This is a genomic window from Pseudoflavitalea sp. G-6-1-2, assembly GCF_012927185.1.
In the GTDB taxonomy this organism is placed as follows: Bacteria; Bacteroidota; Bacteroidia; order Chitinophagales; family Chitinophagaceae; genus Pseudobacter.
In genome coordinates, this window is record NZ_JABBGB010000001.1 from 510,156 (window position 1) to 530,220 (window position 20,065).

Below are 20,065 nucleotides of genomic sequence, written 5' to 3' on the forward strand. Positions count from 1 at the left end.
AGCACTTACCTTACTGCGGGCTGGCCAATATGGCCGGCCCTTTTTTTATCGCAGCTGCGGCATGCTGATGCCGGTTATCTTCCGGTAAATATCCACTGCATAGAGATCGGTCATGCCCGAAATAAAATCAACCACACTCTGAATATCGTTGTACAGTTTCTCCGGCTCGCCCGAAATAACAAACTGCGGAGAGATGAGCTGCAATACTTTCTTCGACTTGGACGAACGCTGCTCGATGATCGCTGCAAAGAATTCTTTCAGCAATCCCCCGATCACATTGTAGCCCGCAATCTCGATCTCCACCACTGAGCGATGATTGTAGATATGTTTTACGGAGTAATCGTCGATATGTTTCATCAGCGCCAGTTCATCATCTCCCAGATAATCGATCAAACTCTTGCTCAGCGTGCCTTCCAGCAATTCCGTTTCTTTCTCCATGAACACCTGGCAGATGCGGTTGATCAGCAGATTGATCAGCCTCGCGCGCAGAAAACTAACTTTCTGGTTATCGTCTTTGATCTTGTTGAGACTACTCTCCACTTTCTCTTTCGACTCATACCCTTCTTTCTGATCGAAGAACGAAAGGAACAACTCCTTGATGGTATCGATGGAAATGATATTGAGACGATGCGCATCTTCAAAATCGATGATGCGGTAACAAATATCATCTGCTGCTTCTACAAGATAGACAAACGGATGCCTCGCATATACATTGGCGTTATCATCCATTTTAGGGATCTGAAATTCCTCCGCAATCTTTTTGTAAGTGCCGATCTCGGAATCGAAAAACCCGGATTTCTTAGTGATGAGTTGCTTCTTGTTGAATCCGCTCACAGAATCTGCCGGATACTTGATGATGGAAGCCAGCGTAGCATATGTAAGCCTGAAGCCACCCGGCGCATCTTCATTGAAATGATGCGTAAGTGTGCGGAACGCATTTGCATTGCCTTCAAAATACAGAAAGTCCCGTTGCTGATTGGGCGTCAGCAAAGTTTCGAACCGCTCCTTTGAATCGCCTTCGAGATCGCGGAAAAAAGTGCGTATGGCATCTTCACCTGAATGCCCGAAAGGCGGATTGCCGATATCGTGCGCAAGACATCCTGCAGCAATCACTGCTGCAAGCTCGTACTTGTAGAATTCGGTAAAGTCTTCTCCTTTGTGAGGATATCTGGCAACAAGCGCATCGCCCACTGCCTTTCCGAGAGAACGCCCTACAGACGCCACTTCCAGACTATGCGTGAGACGATTGTGCACAAACACAGGTCCGGGTAAAGGAAATACCTGCGTTTTGTTTTGCAGTCTTCTGAATGCCGAAGAAAATATGATGCGGTCATAATCGCGCAGAAAAGAAGTTCGAACTGCATCGTTATTGCCGCTCGATTTTGATTCTGATCCCGTGCGCTTATTGCTGTAAAGTTGCTCCCATTTCATGTAGCCAGAAAAATCAGGTGAATGCTGTTCTGTTATTGCTTCGGTTGCTGTGGCTGTTGCGGTTTGTGCGGCTTCTGTGATTTGCCTTTGTGATGATGGTATCCTCCCTGGCGTTTGCCATTTTTGAACTTACCTCCCCCACCACCGCGTCTGGCGCGTGGCTTGTAATCGGGAACAGGCCCCAGTTCTGTGGGCACCATCGCCTTTCTTACCGGCGATCCGAGCAGTTGCTCTATCACGGCAAAACGGTTCTGGTCTTTTTCATTCACAAAAGTGATGGCTACGCCATCCGACTCGGCTCTTGCTGTACGGCCGATGCGATGGATATAGTCTTCGCCGTCGTGCGGCACATCGTAGTTGATCACCAGATCGATATTGTCGATGTCGATACCACGGCTCAGGATATCTGTTGCCACGAGTATCGGCGTTCTTCCACTTTTGAATTGCATCAGCACTTCTTCGCGGTTGTTCTGCTCAAGATCGGAATGGATCTCTGCAATTTTGAACTTCGCGCGTTTCAGATCGCGGGCGAGATGTTTCACGTTCTGTTTGCTCGAACAGAAGATGAGGATCATTTTGCACTGCGTGTTGGTGAGGATATGCTCCAGCATGGGTTGCTTCTGCGAGTCGTACACCACATAAGCTTCCTGTACAATCTTATCGGGTGGCTTGGAGATAGCGATGTTCACTTCTTCCGGCTGATGCAGAATTTTTCTCGACAACTGACGGATCTTCTCCGGCATGGTAGCAGAGAAAAGCAGGGTCTGCCTCTTGGCAGGCAGCTTGCCGATGATGCGCATGATATCGTCGTGAAAACCCATATCGAGCATGCGGTCTGCTTCGTCGAGTACGAGAAACTGCAGTCCGTCGAGCTTTGCATAACCCATGTTGAGGTGGGCGATCATTCTTCCGGGCGTGCAGATCACCAGATCTACCCCGCGCGACAATGCCTGTTTTTCAGTAGAGAAGTTCATTCCATCGTTACCGCCATAGATGGCTATGGAACTGATGGAGGTGAAGTAACTCATGCCTTCGAGGTTCTGTGAAATCTGAATGGCAAGCTCCCGCGTAGGAACAATCACCATTCCATTCACTTGTCCGTCGTTACTATGTTGCAGCAATCTTTGTATGATGGGCAGCAAAAAAGCAGCAGTCTTCCCTGTGCCTGTCTGAGCAGAGGCGATCAGGTCGTGACCTTTCAATATGATGGGAATTACTTTCTCCTGGATGGGAGTTGCTTCTTCATAGCCGGTGGCGGCAATACTTTCGATCAGACTATCATCTAAACCAAACTCTGTAAACTTCAAATTATAAGCGTTAGGTGAATAAAGTCAATTCGGCATAAAGATACATCTTTGGAGCATAGCGGGTGTGGATACGCCACTACGGGGGTCACAAGCCCCTGGATTGACGGGAAAAACCACTCCGCCAGCCTCAAACAGAAAGGCCGTCCCCAGTGCGGGAACGGCCTGCTGCATTAGAAAAGTATCTTGAAAGTCTTATCTGTGTTGAATTTCAGCGGATTATTGACCTCCACCGATACCAGCACCCTGGGTAGTTACACGCTTATTCTCTTCTTCCAGGCCTTCTTTACGCTGACGGGCAGCTTTTACAGTATTGCTTCCGAAGCGGTATGTGAAGTTCAGTTTCAGCTGACGGCTTTCCCATGATCCCCAGGCCAGTACGGTTTGTCCGGCATAGTTGGGGCTGGTTCCTCTCCACTTCATGGTTTTGAAGATATCGCTTACTGAAGCCTTGAGGGTTGCTTTACCTTTCATGAGGGTTTTCAGAATGCCCGCATCGATGCTCCACATTTCACTGCTTTTGAAAACACCCTGCCATACGGAAGGAGAAATGTACAGGCCGGTCAGTTCGGTAGTCCATCCTTTTCCGAGACGGAACGAGTTCTGAGCGAACGCTGTTACAGAGAATGCATCGAGATCGATTTTCTTTCCTGCACCGAAATCAGCTTTGTATTTGGAATAGTTGCTGTTTACGTTCGCAAATACTGAATACCATTTGTAAGAGAAAGGATAACTGATGTTCAGGCTGATCACATCCTGTGTTGCCAGGTTCTTCTTGGTGATGAAAGATTTTGATTTCTCCAGTGTATCAACGGGTGATCCGAATACATCACTGATATGGCTATAGTTCAGTGTTGTAGAGAGTGTATACTTATAGATATAGGTAAGGCCGATGCTGTTGGTATACTGAGGGCGAAGCTCGGTATTACCTTTCTGGAACGAATACTCATCGAGTTTGAATTCGAATGGGTTGAGATCCTGATAAGCAGGGCGGTCGATACGTCTGCTATAGCTCAGTGTCCACTGACTCATTGGATTCTTGTTGAAAGTTACAGCTGCACTTGGGAAGAAGTCGGTGTAATCGCGTTTGAAGGATGAATCATATCCAACATAAGAACCTTTTCCTCCATCCCATTTCTGCCCTTTGCTTCTTCCTTCAGAGTGGGTATTCTCACCACGCACACCGAGTTGAATCATAAAGCCGCCTTTGAACTGTCTGTTGTAGTTCACATAGAGGGCATTTACGTTCTCCTTGTAGTTGAAATTGTTGCTGCGCGCGAGGTCAAGCTGTTTGCCTGAGCCACTGCCATCGTAGCGTTGGAAATCGTTCTTGCTGTCTACATATGAGAACTTACCACCTAATCCCAGTCTGCCTTTCTTCAGATTCTGTTCGTAATCTGTTTTGAAAGTATAGATGTCGATATCTGTTGGCGCTATCATGGTATAGGTTGTATTAGCGGTAGAGCCATCAGGGAAGGTATAATTATTCGGCTGAAGCTGGTTGCTGGTGATACGATAAAGACCGTAGTCCGCATCCATATTCAGTTCGCGGCCAGAAGAATCGGAATAACGATAGTTCAGGTTGAAATTGGCATTGTCTCTTTTACCATCGGTAGCGTTATCTGCCACCAGTGTTTTTGCATGCTCATTTTTCGGAACGCTGCTGATATTGGTTACAGCACGGTTGCTGAGCTCATTGTCGGTAAGGTTTCCGTTCACCATTACACCGATAGTGCTTCTGCGGCTGAGTGAATAATCGGCACCTACTTTAAAGGTATGCGTATTGTTGTGCGTAACAATTCTTGAATGCTGATCGAAAAGGGTATCAGTCATTTTTCTGTACAGGTTGAAGGGACTTTCGTTCTTTGCCTTGCTGTAGTTATAGTTACCGAAGAAGTTCACGTTTTTGTTACGGTGGTTCAGCGAAAGGCCTCCATTGTATTTAGGATATACACCCTGGTTGAAACCTGCAGTTACCGATCCGTTTGTACCGTATGCTTTGTTCTTTTTCAGTCTGATGTTGATGATACCTGCATTACCCGCTGCTTCATATTTAGCTGAAGGGTTGGTAATGATCTCGATAGATTCAACGGTAGATGACTGAACGGTTTTGAGATAATCGCTCAGGTCTTTTCCGCTGAGCGGAGTCTGACGACCATCGACATACACCTGCACACCATTCTTTCCGCTGAGGCTCAGGTTGTCGTCTTTATCGATCATTACACCGGGCGCTTTGCGGAGCAGTTCCATCGCATCCTGACCAACAGCGTTGATGCTGCTCTCAACGTTCATGATGGTTTTATCCGCTCTTACTTCGATTATAGGCTTGCGGGTAGAAACTACTACAGCCTTCAGATCGTCGCCACCTTTTGTCAGTGTGATGGCAGGAGCGTTTACTTCACCTGAACCGCTCACTTCAAAACTATTTGTGTTGGTTGATATGTGGCCTACGAATGTGGCGTTTACGAAATAGGTTCCTGCAGCGATTCCTTCGAATTTGTATTCACCGGCTGCATCGGTTACACTTAGTTTGGCAACTGAAGAGTCTTTGATTTTCTTCAGCTGAATGGTTGCTCCGGAGAGGCTTTTTCCTTGCTCGTCCTTCACACTACCCCTGACCTGCTGGGCCTGCACAGCTGCTGCTGACGCAATTACAGCGATCATCATCAATAATAACTTTCTCATGAATGTGGATGTTTTTTGAATTAGTCGACAAAGCTACCCGGATGTTACAGGCTGGTTTCCTGTGCTACACCAACGGCAATAGATTGTTACCAGTGGCGTCCTATAGATAATAATTGTCGCAAAAAAAATAATTTGACAGATTAGTTCCGTTTTTGTTTACCGTGAAAACATCGATCTGGCGGATGTTTGGCGCAATCAGCCCATCTAACGTTAAAGACTATCCGAAATAATATTCAAATAACAACTGTTAGTATTTCGAATGGAATATTCCTGATCAACCTTTCACAGAGTGCTGACTCTTACAGAATCCGGATGCAACTCTTCCGGATTGGGTGCAAGCTACATTCAGTAATTCAATGGTTAAATTGTTACTGATACTGTATCGGTAAAAACTCGGCGGGTGGAGGAAGGTCACCGGCGAATGGCGGTTTGTGTCAGAAAAGCTTACGCTTTATTCTCAGGTCAGATATTTTGTAAGCTTTATTTTCCGGGCGACATAAAAGCAAATGCATAGTATGAAGAAAACCAGCGTGGCAAGAAAATAAGCGCCTACCTGATTATTCATGGTGAAGCCAATATCCTTTCCACCCAGGTGCAAAGTAAAATTGCTGGTGGTAAGAGTATAGAATCTGGATTTGCTGAACAATAATATGTTTATTATCAGGGGATGCGCCAGAAAAAAACCATAGCTGTTGCTGGAAATAAACAGAATGAGTTTACGGAATTTTCCATCAGGTTTCTCTTCAATACCAGTGCTGAATAACTGGTGAATCAGAACATATACTGCCGAAGAAAATACAAACACAAAGATTCCGTGCGTTTTATAAAATGTATCGTCATGCGCCATTCCAACATATTCCTTTCTGTAAGTGAGCCATACTGAAAGAATAGCCAATACAATTGCCGATATATACAGGGTCCATCTAAATTTTGGAGTGGGTGGATAGGTATGCAGGTAATAGCCGAGTACAAAAAATATAAGATTCCCACCCAGTTGAAAATTATCTACCAGAAATAAATTCTGATAAAATACCCTCACCGATAATAAGGTAATTCCAATAAGCAAAAATAATTCCAGCTGGCTCTTTGAAAGCCCTCTCACCATTCTTGATATGAAAGGACAAAGGAGATAAAGTCCCAAAATCAGCGATACAAAATAAAAATGATAGGAAAGCTGATTAGTGAAGAACAACCCGAAGCTCTCGAGAATCACTTTTTTAAAGATGTTTGGGACAGAAGGATAAGGCAGAATAAAGTGTAAGTATTTGATACTCCCGTAAATCAGTATCCAGATAGCCGCCGGAATAAGTATTCGTGTGAATCGCTTTTTATAAAAGGTCATTGGATCTTCCTCCTTACCCAGCAGCAATGCTCCACTTATCATTATAAAGACAGGAACACTCCAACGTACCAACGGGCCAAACGTTATACTGGCAGGCATCCATTCTTCAATTGGCCCAAACTGATAATATATATTGGAAGTACAATGCCAGACAATAACTGCAAAAGTGGCAATTACCCGAAGGTAATCAACGTAGATCTGCTTTTTCATTATTATTACAGGAGAAATATATGAAACAATGGAAGTGCAAGATAAATTCTTCAGTTCTATCATAAAAAAGAGATTGTACCAATAAAGTACAATCTCTCCTTAGGTAATTGTTCTGTATGTAAATCCTTTTCTTACATATTTCTGCGGTATTGCCCTCCTACCTCGTACAACGCATGTGTGATCTGCCCTAATGAACAGAATTTCACCGTCTCCATCAGCTCTTCAAAGAGGTTGCCATTGTTCACGGCTACCTTCTTCAGTTTGTTGAGCATGTCTTCGGATTGTTTTTCGTTGCGCTTCCAGAATGCAGACAGGTTGGAGATCTGCTGCTCTTTTTCTTCGGTAGTACTGCGGATAACTTCCTGCGGCACAACGGTTGGACTTCCTTTTTTATTCAGGAAAGTATTCACGCCGATGATCGGCAGTTCGCCGCTGTGTTTCAGGCTTTCGTAGTAGAGGCTTTCTTCCTGGATCTTATTGCGCTGGTACATGCGTTCCATGGCACCGAGCACTCCGCCACGTTCTGTAATGCGGTCGAACTCAGCAAGAACGGCTTCTTCCACAATATCGGTGAGCTCTTCAATCGCAAATGATCCCTGTGTAAAGTTCTCAGTTTTGGCAGATCCCAGCTCGCGGTTGATGATCAACTGGATGGCCATTGCGCGGCGCACACTTTCTTCTGTTGGCGTAGTGATGGCTTCATCATACGCATTAGTGTGAAGACTATTACAGTTATCGTAGATGGCGTACAACGCCTGCAAAGTAGTGCGGATATCATTGAAGTCGATCTCCTGCGCATGCAATGAACGCCCGGAAGTTTGGATATGATACTTGAGCTTCTGGCTTCTGTCGTTTCCTTTGTACTTGCTCTTCATGGCTTTGGCCCAGATTCTTCTGGCAACACGGCCGATCACACTGTACTCAGGGTCCATTCCATTGCTGAAGAAGAATGAAAGGTTTGGAGCGAAGTCGTCGATATGCATGCCACGGCTCAGATAGTATTCTACATAAGTGAAGCCATTGGCCAATGTAAACGCCAGCTGTGTGATAGGATTGGCGCCTGCTTCAGCAATATGGTATCCGCTGATACTCACGCTGTAGAAATTGCGCACTTTCTGATCGATGAAGAATTCCTGTACATCACCCATGAGTTTTAGTGCAAACTCGGTGCTGAAAATACAGGTGTTCTGCGCCTGATCTTCTTTGAGGATATCTGCCTGAACAGTGCCACGCACCTGCGCGAGCGCTTCTGCCCTTATCTTGTCGTAGATGTCTTTCGGCAATACTTCATCACCACTCATGCCCAGCAGTTTCAGACCGAGACCGTTGTTTCCTTCGGGCAGTCTTTCCGGTGCTGAAGGATTGTAGTAACCCGGCTTTGGCGCATGCCTGAACTTCATCGCCATTTTCTTTTCCACTTCGGGCCAGAGATTATTGGCAGTGATATATTTCTCACATTCCTGATCCACTGCGGCATTCATGAAGAAGGCCAGCAATATCGGAGCAGGACCGTTGATGGTCATACTTACAGAGGTCTTCGGATCGCAGAGATCGAAACCGCTGTACAATTTCTTTGCATCATCCACAGTAGCGATGCTCACACCGGAGTTACCTACTTTTCCGTAGATATCCGGGCGGTGCGCAGGATCTTCGCCGTACAACGTAACGCTGTCAAACGCAGTGCTGAGGCGCTTTGCAGGCTGATCAACCGATACGTAGTGGAACCGTTTGTTGGTTCTTTCGGGTCCACCTTCACCGGCGAACATACGCGTAGGATCTTCACCCTGACGTTTCAGTTCGAACACCCCGGCCGTGTAAGGGAATTCTCCGGGCAGGTTCTCTACCAGCTGCCAGCGAAGGATATCACCCCAGTCTTTGTAGCGGGGCAGCACCACTTTCGGGATGCGTGTTCCGCTGAGTGAAGTAGTGGTCAATGGCTGTCTGATCACTTTATCACGAACCTGGTATTCAAAGAAATCTGCTTTGTATTTTTTCTCAATCGCCGGCCATCCTTCGATGAGTTTTTTGCATTCGGGATGCAGCTTCTCTTCAAAACTTTTGTAGATGTTTTGAAGATCTGTAAGGTAGGCAGCGTTGCTTCCTGCCGCATCCATCACGCCTTTCAGCTGATAGAGTTTGGTGGCGATATTCGATTGTTCTTTCACCCACTCATCGTATCCGCGGTTGTTCTCTGCGATCTCAGAGAGATAGCGAACGCGACTCGGAGGAATGATGAGACTCTTAGTGCTGGTATCCTTGGTATGCGCATGCAGTTCGAGAGAACCGAAGCTCACGCCTGTTTTCTTCTCTACTGCTACCACCAGTTTCTCGAAGAGTTCGTTCACACCTGCATCGTTGAACTGTGCAGCGATGGTACCTACAATGGGCAGCTCTTCGTCTTTGGCAGTCCAGAGCTGGTGGTTGCGTTTATATTGTTTGCGAACATCGTGCAATGCATCGAGTGCGCCTGCTTTATCGAATTTATTGATGCAGACCACTTCTGCATAGTCGAGCATGTTGATCTTCTCCAATTGAGATGCAGCGCCGTATTCAGGCGTCATCACATACATGCTTACGTCGCAGAATTCGAGGATGCTTGCATCGCTTTGTCCAACACCGGCGCTTTCGAGGATCACAAAATCGAAGCCTGCAGTTTTGCAGATATCGATGGCATCCTGTACGTGCTCACTGAGTGCTACATCGCTTTCGCGGGTGGCGAGTGAACGCATGTAAGCGCGGGGAGAACTGATGCTGTTCATGCGGATACGGTCGCCGAGCAATGCACCGCCTGTTTTCTTTTTGGAAGGATCTACAGAAATTACTGCAATGGTTTTTTCCGTGAAGATGTTGAGGTATCTGCGAACGATTTCATCCGTTACAGAAGATTTACCTGCACCACCTGTTCCTGTGATACCGAGTACAGGCACTTTTTTATTGGCATCGGCTTGGGAAGCTGTGCCGTTGAGCACTGCTTTTCCATCGAGCCCGCTTTCGGCGAGTGTGATGGCGCGAGCAATTCTGCGGATATCTTTTGCTTCACCGAGTGGCGCTTTGCCATTCCATTTCTCAGGAGCTTTCCAGTAGTCGGGTATGTTCTTTGATTTTTCTGTCGGTGCTTCGGGAAGGCTGCACTGGTCTATCACGTCCTGGATCATTCCTTCGAGGCCCATCTTTCTGCCATCATCAGGACTATAGATCTTAGTGATGCCATAATGATGCAGCTCGGTAATTTCCTGCGGAAGAATGGTTCCTCCACCTCCACCGAAAATTTTGATATGCCCGCATCCATTCTGATCGAGCAGGTCTTTCATGTATTTGAAAAACTCTACGTGACCGCCCTGATAGCTGGTGATGGCAATCCCCTGCACATCCTCTTCAATGGCGCATTCAACGATCTCAGCCACCGAGCGGTTATGCCCCAGGTGAATGATCTCTGCTCCTTTGGTCTGCATGATGCGGCGCATAATATTGATAGCGGCATCATGGCCGTCGAATAAAGATGCTGCAGTTACGATCCGTACTTTGTTTGTGGTTATATTCTCCATAGCAAGTAAGCATTCACAAAAATGCTTTGCAAAGTTAGGCGAAAAAGCTAATGGGTGTTAGTACTTTTTCCTTTGTATCTTAGTTATTCCTTACCCATACCGGGACTACAGATTCAGAAAACTTTAAATATCATTGCATGACCATCGATTCTCACGTTCATTTCTGGAAGTTCAACCGCACCCGCGATGCCTGGATCACCGACGACATGAAAGTGTTGCAGCAGGATTACCTCCCCGAGCAACTCAGCATGAGTCTCAAACGCAATGAGGTGGATGGAGTAGTAGCCATTCAGGCCAGTCAGGAAGAAGTGGAGACCCGTTTTCTTTGCGAGCTCGCCAATACTCATCCTGTAATTAAAGGTGTAGTGGGCTGGATCGATCTGCAGGCCGATGATCTTCCCGAAAGACTCGAAGAATTCTCACAATACAGCATCATCAAGGGATACAGACATATCGTGCAGGGTGAGCCCGATGATTTTCTCCTGAGAGAAAAATTCCAGACGGGCATACGCTCCCTTCAGCAGCATAATTACACCTATGATATTCTGATCTTTCCACGACAGCTGACTGCGGCCATCTCCTTTGTGGATGCCTTCCCCGATCAGCGTTTTGTAATAGACCATTGCGCCAAACCCGTGATCAGAAAGAAAGAGATCGACGACTGGGCGGCCAATATGCGCACCATTGCACAACATCCCAATGTGTACTGCAAACTCTCCGGATTGTTAACCGAAGCATCATGGAAAGATTGGAGCCCCGGTGATTTCTATCCCTATCTTGATATAGTGTTCGATGCCTTCGGCACCGATCGCCTGATGTTCGGAAGCGACTGGCCGGTGATGCTGCTCAGCGGCATGTACGTTCAATGGAAAAGCCTGATCGAAAAATACATGGAGAAATTCCCTGAAGAAGAAAAGCAGAAAGTGATGGGAGAAAATGCCGTACAGTTTTACAACCTGTAGGGGAATTTGCCGGTAAGATTGTTTCTATAGTTGTAATCGCACGGCGATCAACTTTTCAATAACTGTGCGCGCAGAAGTCACAGCATTTAAAATTCCAATACGCTAAACACAGGTCAATGAAGCAATGTATACTCTTTGTTCTATTTGTTGTCTGTTTCGCTACAATTAAGGCGCAGCCTGCTTCTCCGGAAAAAACCTATGGAGAATTATTTCGGGAAGTACAGATGAAAAAGATCTATGCAGACAGCAAAACATTTGTGGATTGCATTCCTAAGAGAAACCCTTCTGCCATCATGCAGGATTATGCGAAGCAGAAAGGAAAGAATTTCGATCTGAAGAAATTCGTTGAAGAGAATTTCACTCCGCCATACACACCTCAGCTGAACTACATACAGCAGGAGAAAGATATCACAGTACATATCCGCAATCTCTGGGGCATGCTGCGCCGCGAACCCGATAATCCTTCCGAAGGAAGTACTTTGCTTCCCCTTCCAAATCCATACCTCGTTCCCGGAGGAAGGTTCCGTGAAATTTATTACTGGGATTCTTACTTCACCATGCTCGGACTGAAAGAAAGCGGCGAGACCGCTCTCATCAGGAACATGGTAGATAATTTTGCTTACCTCATCAACACATATGGTCATGTTCCGAATGGCAACAGAAGTTATTACCTCAGCCGTTCGCAACCACCTTTCTTTGCACTGATGGTAGATCTGCTTTCCGAATTGCAGAGCGATACCATCTATGCCACTTATCTTCCGGCGCTCGAAAAAGAATACCAGTTCTGGATGGAAGGGTCTGCCAAACTCAAGCCTGGTCAGTCTTTCAAGCGATCGGTTAAACTGGCCGACGGAACAGTGATGAACCGTTACTGGGACGATCTGGCCACTCCCCGCCCCGAAGGCTATCGTGAAGATGTGGAGCTGTCTAAAAAATCCAAACAGTCTCCCGCTCTGCTGTATCGCAATCTCCGCGCCGCAGCAGAAAGCGGAATAGATTTCAGCAGCCGCTGGTTAGCCGACGGAAAAAATCTTCAGACCATTCAAACCACGCAATATATTCCCGTAGATCTCAATACGCTTCTCTACAAACTCGAACTAGGCATTGCACGTGGCAACCTGCTCAAAGGAAGAGATTCCATTTCTGCCGCCTTCAGCAAAAAAGCAGACAAACGAATTCTCGCCATCGACAAATATTGCTGGAACAAAAATCTCAATTACTACACCGACTATAATTTCGTGAGCAGAAAAACCAGCAATCTGGTTACACCTGCCGGCATGTATCCTTTCTGTCTCTTCAACCGCAAGCTCGATTACATGAGCCTGCTCGCCCGCAATGCAGCCAACACTGTACGCGAACAACTGCTGAAAGAAGGCGGCGTGTTGTCGTCGGTGAATGCAACAGGTCAGCAATGGGATGCCCCCAACGGTTGGGCGCCCCATCAATACATGACCATCTGGGGATTTGAAAGATGCGGACAACGGGAACTGGCCCGCGACATCGCCCAACGCTGGACCAAACTCAATGCAGACGTGTACAAACGCACCGGCCGCATCATGGAAAAATACAATGTTACCGACACTAAACTCGAAGCCGGAGGAGGCGAATACCTGGGGCAGGATGGCTTCGGCTGGACCAACGGCGTATTTTTAAGATTGATTGCCATCTACGGAATGCCAAAGGAATGATACCTTTGCGCAAAATTCTGAGAGATGATACGTAGCGCTATTGCTGTTTTACTGATCGCTGCATTTGCAGCCTGTACCCCCAACAATGTAACACAGGATACATCACTGGAGAAATATTTCAAGGAGAACAATGTAACCGGTGTATTCGGTCTGTTCGATAATGGTCAGGGACATTTCACGCTGTCTAACACCACAAAGTTTACAGACAGCACGTACCTTCCTGCATCCACCTTCAAAATCGTGAATTCACTGATCGGTCTGGAAACCGGCGCAGTACTCGATTCTGCCACCATTATTCCTTACGACAGCACCCGCACTTCGCGCGATGAGTGCAAAGGTGATATGACGATGTACAATGCCTTCCGCATCAGCTGTCCCAACTGGTATCAGGAACTCGCAGAGCGCATCGGCAAACCACAGATGCAACACTGGCTCGATACGCTCGGATATGGACAACGCAATGGAAGATTCGAACTCAAAAACAATCTCGATACCTTCTGGCTCGACAACTCCATCAAAGTAACTGCCGACGAGCAGCTCGGTCTGGTAAAAAAACTGTACTTCGATCAGTTGCCATTCAGCAAACGTTCCATGCGTATCGTGCGCAATATGATGCAGTGGGAGAACAACAGCAACTATCAGCTCTACTACAAAACAGGATGGGGATATAATGAGAAAAACAACTCCATCGGATGGATTGTAGGATGGATCGAAGAGAACAAACACCCTTACTTCTTCGCACTGCAGGTTGAATCTGCTGATCCGAATGTGGATTTTAAAACAATCCGTATCAAGATCCTCAAAGATATCCTGAAGCACTACGGCTACATGGAAGGAAAGAAATAACACAATTACGGCACAGTTTTAGCTTTAATATTCATCCATATTATCCTATATTACCCTGTGGCCCGTTTTGAACATATAAATTATTTGATTGGTCTCCTCGCTCTGATAGTGCTGGGAGGCCTTTTTGCATTTATCCTTTTCTGGAAAAAGCGTACTGTAAAAAAGATAGGAGACCCGCGGCTGGTAAAAGAACTCACGCGGAAATATTCTCCCTTCAATTTCCTTTTCAAGTTTCTGCTGATTGTGGTCACGTTTACGGCCATCATCTTTGGTGCTGCCAATCTGCAGATGCCCGGTGCGGAAGATGCCGTATCGCGCAAAGGCATCGATGTGGTGATTGCCATGGATGTGAGCAAGAGCATGCTCGCCGACGATATCAAGCCCAACAGGCTGGAACGCGCGCGGCAACTGGTGTACAAACTGATCGATAAATTCCCGGACGACCGGATCGGTCTGGTTGTATTTGCAGGGCATGCTTATCTTCAAATGCCACTCACAACCGATCATGCAGCAGCGAGAATGTATGTGCAGCAGGCCAGTCCTGATATCGTAGCGGCACAAGGCACCGTTATCTCCGAAGCCCTGCGCGTAAGCAATGAAGCATTCAACAGCAAGGAAAGGAAATTCAAATCCATCATTCTCATCACAGATGGAGAAGACCACGACGAAAAAGCCATTCCATTTGCGCAGCAATTGGCGCAGGATGGAGTAATGATCAATACAGTGGGTATCGGATCGGCAGAAGGTTCGCCTATTCTGGATCCTGCCACCAACGATTTCAAAAAAGATCCCAACGGCAATACAGTAATTTCCAAACTGAACGAACCTGAGCTGCAGCAGCTCGCGGCCACTACCAATGGCACGTATATCAGATTATCAGAGCCCGATGAAGCGGTAACAGCGCTGGACAATCAGTTGGATAAGATCGAAAAAACAGCTACCGGCGATAATTCACTGCGCGAATACATCAGTTATTTCCAGTGGTTCCTTGCACTGGCGCTGATATTCCTCGTAAGCGAATTTTTCTTTCCTGAAAGAAGTTTCAAAACCGCATGAAGAACCTGATCACCATAGCAAGCTTTGTACTGTGTGCTGTTGCTGCATCCGCACAAACAGAGAACACTGCTATCCGAAAAGGCAATCAGTTGTATAAAAAAGGAAAGATCAGCGAAGCAGCCGGCGAGTACAGCAAAGCTGTTCAGCAGAATCCCAATAATCCTGTAGCACAATTCAATCTGGGTAACGCACAATTCAGAAAGAACGAATTTGCAGATGCCGAGAAAGATTTCGAGGCAAGCGCTGCCAGTAATCCATCCGATACCAGGCTTCAGCAAAAAGCGCTGTACAATAAAGGTGTATCCCTCTCCAAACAAAAGAAGCTGGTGGAGAGCATCGATGCTTACAAAAAAGCATTGCGCATCGATCCGGCGGATGAAGACACCCGCGTGAATCTCCAGAAAGCGTTGGAAGAACTGCGCAAGCAAACACAGAAGCAGCCGCAGGATCAGCCACAGCAGCAGCAAAAAGACAATAAGCAGAAGCCAGAGCCGAAGACCAATAAAAAACGCCTGGAGCAACAGCTCAAATCACTGCAGCAGAAAGAGCAGGAGATTCAGGAAAAAATGCAGAAGAACCGCGGCAAGGCCGGCAGTCAACCCGAAAAAGACTGGTAAAATGATGTGGGCCAGGATTGCTACCTTTGTACCCACAATAATAACCTCATGCAGCTTTACTGCGAATCACTTACTGAGAACAAAAGGATCAAAACCGTAGAAGTAAAGATCGGCGATCTCTTATTGGGCAACGGGCATCCCATACGCGTACAAACCATGACCACTACAGATACCATGGATACTATCGGTACTGTAGAGCAGACCATCCGATGCATCGAAGCAGGTGCAGAACTGGTGCGCATCACAGCTCCCAGCAAAAAAGAAGCAGAGAATCTCCTCAACATAAAGAACGAATTGCACAAGCGAGGCTATCACACACCGCTTGTGGCAGACATCCATTTCACTCCGAATGCTGCCGAGATCGCAGCACGCATTATCGAAAAGGTGCGCGTGAATCCCGGCAATTATGTCGACAAAAAGAAATTCGAACAGATCGATTATACCGATGCTGAATATGCAGAGGAGATCGATCGCATCCGCGAGCGCTTCACCCCGCTGGTGAAGATCTGCAAAGAATACGGCACAGCCATGCGCATCGGCACTAACCACGGCTCACTGAGCGACCGCATCATGAGCCGCTACGGTGATACAGCCAACGGCATGGTGGAATCTGCGATGGAGTTCCTTCGCATCGCACGTGGCGAAAGTTACCACAACATCGTACTGAGCATGAAGAGCAGCAATCCGCAGGTAATGGTGCAGGCCTACCGCCTGCTGGTGCAAACCATGCAGAACGAATTCGGCCTCATCTATCCCTTACACCTTGGTGTAACCGAAGCCGGTGATGGAGAAGACGGAAGAATAAAATCAGCCATCGGTATCGGCACATTGCTCGAAGATGGCATTGGAGATACCATCCGAGTTTCGCTCACGGAAGATCCCGAGTTTGAAATTCCTGTTTGTCAGGATCTCGTGAAAAGATACAGCACTATCAAACCCACTGAATTTAAAGTACCTGAAGTAGAAAAGCTGAGCTATGATCCATTCTCTTACAACAGACGCGACAGTTATGCCGTAGACAATATCGGCAGCAAGCAGGTGCCTGTTGTGATTGCAGACCTCAGCAAGCTCGAAACCATTACTCCGCATGATCTGCAGAGCATCGGTTATACCTACGACGAACCCACAGACAAGTGGAATATCAGTGATGCCGCAGCAGATTATGTTTTCACCGGATCAAAAATTCTTGATTTCAATCTTCCGGGTACGCTGAAAGTGATCGTGAATGAAGATGCGATCGGCAACGCCAGTGATCCTTCCAAATACTTTCCCATATTCGATGCAAAGCAATTTGCTGAGTCTAACAATAAGAATCGTCACCTGAATTTTGTGATGCTGGATTGCTTCAGTGATCCATCCTCCAGGATAGAAGAGCATATGGGTACCTGGGCCAATGAGGCTTCAGTAGTGCTTTGCCTGAGCAGCACGCGTCAGAACGCCATGCAGGCTATCCGCCGCATGTTTGTTGAACTGCACAAGCACAATATCAAGAACCCTGTTGTGCTGATCACAGACAGCAACGGGCAAACACCCGACGAACACCTGATCCACTTCGCTACGGAAACCGGAGCACTGCTGCTCGATGGTTTCGGCGATGGCATCTGCCTCGGTTACGGAAGCAATGCAAAACACGAAAGCCTTCAAACCAAAGGCCGCACCTATCTTCCGGTGAAAGACAGCAATCAGTGGACCAACAATACAGCTTTCTCCATTTTGCAGGCTACGCGCACGCGTATCTCCAAAACAGAATACATTTCCTGCCCCAGTTGCGGACGTACTTTGTTCGATCTGCAGGAGACCACTGCGAAGATCCGTTCGGTGACCAATCACCTGAAAGGCGTTAAGATCGCCATCATGGGATGCATTGTGAATGGCCCCGGTGAAATGGCCGATGCAGATTTCGGATATGTAGGAAGCGGTCCCGGAAAGATCACACTCTACAAAGGCAAAGAAGTAGTGAAACGAAATGTAGACAGCAATATCGCTGTAGAAGAACTGATCAATCTGCTGAAAGACAGCGAGGCCTGGGTTGAACCAGCATAACTATCATCTTACCACATAAAAAAAGCGGCGCTCCTGTACAGAAGCGCCGCTGGTATTTTGGAAGGGCTCTATCGAAGCCCTTAAGTTATTGGTGTGAACTGTTGCAGGAACCTTACATCGTTCTCACTGAACAGACGGATATCGTTGATTCCGTATTTCAGCATCGCTGGTCTTTCGATACCCATACCGAATGCGAAGCCGGTGTATTTGTTGGGATCGATCTTGCAATTCTCCAGCACTTTCGGATGCACCATTCCGCAACCCAGGATCTCCAGCCAGCCGGTACGTTTGCACACTGCACAGCCTTCGCCATGGCAGATGAGACATTGCACATCCATCTCTGCACTTGGTTCGGTGAATGGGAAGTAGCTCGGACGGAAACGGATCTTGATATCCTTTCCATACATTTCCTGCACAAAGAAGTAGAGCGTTTGCTTCAGATCCGCGAAGCTCACATTCTCGTCGATGTACAAACCTTCGATCTGATGGAAGAAGCAGTGGCTGCGTGCACTGATGGTCTCGTTGCGATAAACGCGGCCGGGACAAACGATGCGAAGCGGCAACTGGCCTTTCTCCATGTTACGGATCTGGGTATTGCTGGTGTGTGTACGCAGCACCCAGTCTGGGTTTTGCTGAATATAGAAAGTATCCTGCATATCGCGGGCAGGATGGTTCTCTGCGATATTGAGTGCCGTGAAATTGTGCCAGTCGTCTTCGATCTCCGGACCTTCCGCAGTGGAGAATCCGAGGCGATTGAAAATGCTGATCACATGATTCAGGAATAAGTTGATCGGATGGCGTGTGCCGAGTGTGAGTGCATCACCGGGAAGTGAAACATCGATGCTGGCTGCCTGCTGAGTGCTTCCACCCAGTTGCTCTTTCCAGCTGTCGTATTTTCCTTCTGCCAGTTGTTTGAACTCGTTGAGAATCTGGCCGAATTCTTTTTTCTGGTCAACCGGTACATTCTTCATTTCGGCAAAGAGATTCTTCACAATGCCTTTGGTACCTAAGAACTTGATCCGGTAGGCTTCCAATGAGTCGGCTCCATTGGTGGGGGTTTCTTCGATTTCCTTCTTGAAGGCGGCGATCTGTTGTAACAATTGCTCCATGTGGCAAAGATACAAAAGTAAGGCCGCTGGTAGCCATCAATTTGCAAGTTTCAATTATATTGCACCCATGTCGGATATTTTGAACATAGAGGATTTTCTGGACCCCGTGAACAGGGCCATGCTTTCACATGATGAGGACTATAAAGATGGACAGATCGGGAAGATCATCGATGTTTATGAAGAGGTGCTGCCGGAGCTGGAACTCGCTGATATTGTTCTGGTAGGATGCGGGGACTCCCGCGGGGCAGGCATCAATATCCACAGTACTGATAGTCCGGATACCATCCGCGCCGAATTCTATCAGGCCTTCTACTGGCATACGGATATCCGCATAGCCGATGTGGGCAACGTAAAACGCGGCCACTCCCTCAACGATACCTATGCCGCCCTCAAAACCGTAGTGAGCGCCCTCACCGGATTGGGCAAACTGGTGGTGATCCTCGGCGGAACCCACGATCTCACCCTGGCACAATACCGTGTGTATGCCGATCAGGAAGAGATCATCGAAGCCGTATGCGTTGATGCACTCATCGATCTCGACATCGACAGCCGCCAGCGCGACAAGAATTTCCTGATGGAAATGCTCACCGGCGAACCCAATTTTATCAAGCATTACAATCATATCGGTTTCCAGAGTTACTACGTGCATCCGCGTATGCTCGAAACCATGGACAAACTCCGGTTCGACTGCTTCCGCGTAGGTCATATCAAGGAAGCCATTGAAGAAATGGAACCGGTGATCCGCAACGCCAAACTCTTCAGTTTCGATATAGCTGCCATCGCACATGCATTCGCTCCGGCCAACGGCATCACGCCAAACGGATTCAACGGAGAAGAAGCCTGCATACTCATGCGATATGCCGGATTGAGCCCAAACATAAACACAGTGGGCATTTACGGCTATATGCAGGAGCACGATCGCGATAATCTCACAGCCAAACAGATCAGTCATATGCTCTGGTATCTCATCGACGGGCGCAGCCGCGGACTCCGCGAAGCGAGGCTCGAAGAGAAGGAATCTTTCAACGAATTCACCATTGCATTCGCAGAGATCGAAACCGTTTTTCTCCAAAGCAAGCGCACCGGAAGATGGTGGATGCAGCTGCCCGATCAGCAGTTCATCGCCTGCTCCTATAAAGACTATATCGTTGCCAGCAGAAATGAGATCCCCGAACGCTGGCTCCGCGCACAGGAAAGAAGCTAAGACGAAAACATAATTTGGTATAT

At 47.3% G+C, this 20,065-nt stretch carries 13 protein-coding genes; 7 read left to right on the forward strand and 6 right to left on the reverse strand.

Translation table 11 applies throughout. The annotated features are described in order from the left end of the window. Nucleotides 1–45: 45 nt before the first annotated feature. The 5 genes from HHL16_RS02075 to HHL16_RS02095 form a co-directional block, all read right to left on the reverse strand. Complete coding sequence (locus HHL16_RS02075; protein WP_169423482.1) at nt 46–1,431, reverse strand: deoxyguanosinetriphosphate triphosphohydrolase; 1,386 nt, start codon at nt 1,429–1,431, stop codon at nt 46–48. A 32-nt stretch (nt 1,432–1,463) separates the two neighbouring features. After that, entirely contained in the window at nt 1,464–2,738 is a 1,275-nt protein-coding gene (locus HHL16_RS02080) for a DEAD/DEAH box helicase (protein ID WP_169423483.1), read from the reverse strand. 216 nt (nt 2,739–2,954) lie between these two features. Continuing rightward, nucleotides 2,955–5,420: a TonB-dependent receptor gene (locus tag HHL16_RS02085; RefSeq protein WP_240965730.1), complete on the reverse strand. Its 2,466-nt coding sequence runs from the start codon at nt 5,418–5,420 to the stop codon at nt 2,955–2,957. A gap of 457 nt (nt 5,421–5,877) precedes the next feature. Further along, the gene (locus tag HHL16_RS02090) at nt 5,878–7,035 is read right to left on the reverse strand and encodes an acyltransferase (protein ID WP_169423484.1); all 1,158 of its coding nucleotides are present in this window, start codon (nt 7,033–7,035) and stop codon (nt 5,878–5,880) included. A gap of 68 nt (nt 7,036–7,103) precedes the next feature. Then, nucleotides 7,104–10,517: a methylmalonyl-CoA mutase family protein gene (locus HHL16_RS02095; protein ID WP_169423485.1), complete on the reverse strand. Its 3,414-nt coding sequence runs from the start codon at nt 10,515–10,517 to the stop codon at nt 7,104–7,106. A gap of 137 nt (nt 10,518–10,654) precedes the next feature. On the opposite strand from HHL16_RS02095, the gene HHL16_RS02100 reads away from it, so the two are divergent. The 6 genes from HHL16_RS02100 (at nt 10,655) to ispG (ending at nt 17,729) form a co-directional block, all read left to right on the forward strand. Beyond that, nucleotides 10,655–11,479 (forward strand): amidohydrolase family protein, encoded by an 825-nt coding sequence (locus HHL16_RS02100; protein ID WP_169423486.1) that lies wholly within the window; start codon nt 10,655–10,657, stop codon nt 11,477–11,479. Between the two features lie 116 nt (nt 11,480–11,595). Further along, a complete protein-coding gene (gene treF, locus HHL16_RS02105; protein ID WP_169423487.1) occupies nt 11,596–13,167 on the forward strand; it encodes an alpha,alpha-trehalase TreF in 1,572 nt (523 codons plus the stop codon). Between the two features lie 24 nt (nt 13,168–13,191). After that, entirely contained in the window at nt 13,192–14,013 is an 822-nt protein-coding gene (locus tag HHL16_RS02110) for a class D beta-lactamase (protein ID WP_169423488.1), read from the forward strand. A gap of 84 nt (nt 14,014–14,097) precedes the next feature. Continuing rightward, complete coding sequence (locus HHL16_RS02115; RefSeq protein WP_206022224.1) at nt 14,098–15,069, forward strand: VWA domain-containing protein; 972 nt, start codon at nt 14,098–14,100, stop codon at nt 15,067–15,069. Next, nucleotides 15,066–15,686 (forward strand): tetratricopeptide repeat protein, encoded by a 621-nt coding sequence (locus HHL16_RS02120; protein ID WP_169423490.1) that lies wholly within the window; start codon nt 15,066–15,068, stop codon nt 15,684–15,686. The genes HHL16_RS02115 and HHL16_RS02120 overlap by 4 nt, the downstream gene beginning before the upstream one ends. 48 nt (nt 15,687–15,734) lie before the next feature. Further along, nucleotides 15,735–17,729: a (E)-4-hydroxy-3-methylbut-2-enyl-diphosphate synthase gene (gene ispG, locus HHL16_RS02125; RefSeq protein ID WP_169423491.1), complete on the forward strand. Its 1,995-nt coding sequence runs from the start codon at nt 15,735–15,737 to the stop codon at nt 17,727–17,729. Between the two features lie 80 nt (nt 17,730–17,809). Here ispG and pheS read toward each other — a convergent pair whose 3' ends face one another. After that, complete coding sequence (gene pheS, locus HHL16_RS02130) at nt 17,810–18,838, reverse strand: phenylalanine--tRNA ligase subunit alpha (protein WP_169423492.1); 1,029 nt, start codon at nt 18,836–18,838, stop codon at nt 17,810–17,812. Nucleotides 18,839–18,905: 67 nt separating this feature from the next. Between pheS and HHL16_RS02135 the strand changes: the two genes are divergently transcribed. Further along, nucleotides 18,906–20,042: an arginase family protein gene (locus HHL16_RS02135; RefSeq protein WP_169423493.1), complete on the forward strand. Its 1,137-nt coding sequence runs from the start codon at nt 18,906–18,908 to the stop codon at nt 20,040–20,042. Nucleotides 20,043–20,065 lie beyond the last annotated feature (23 nt).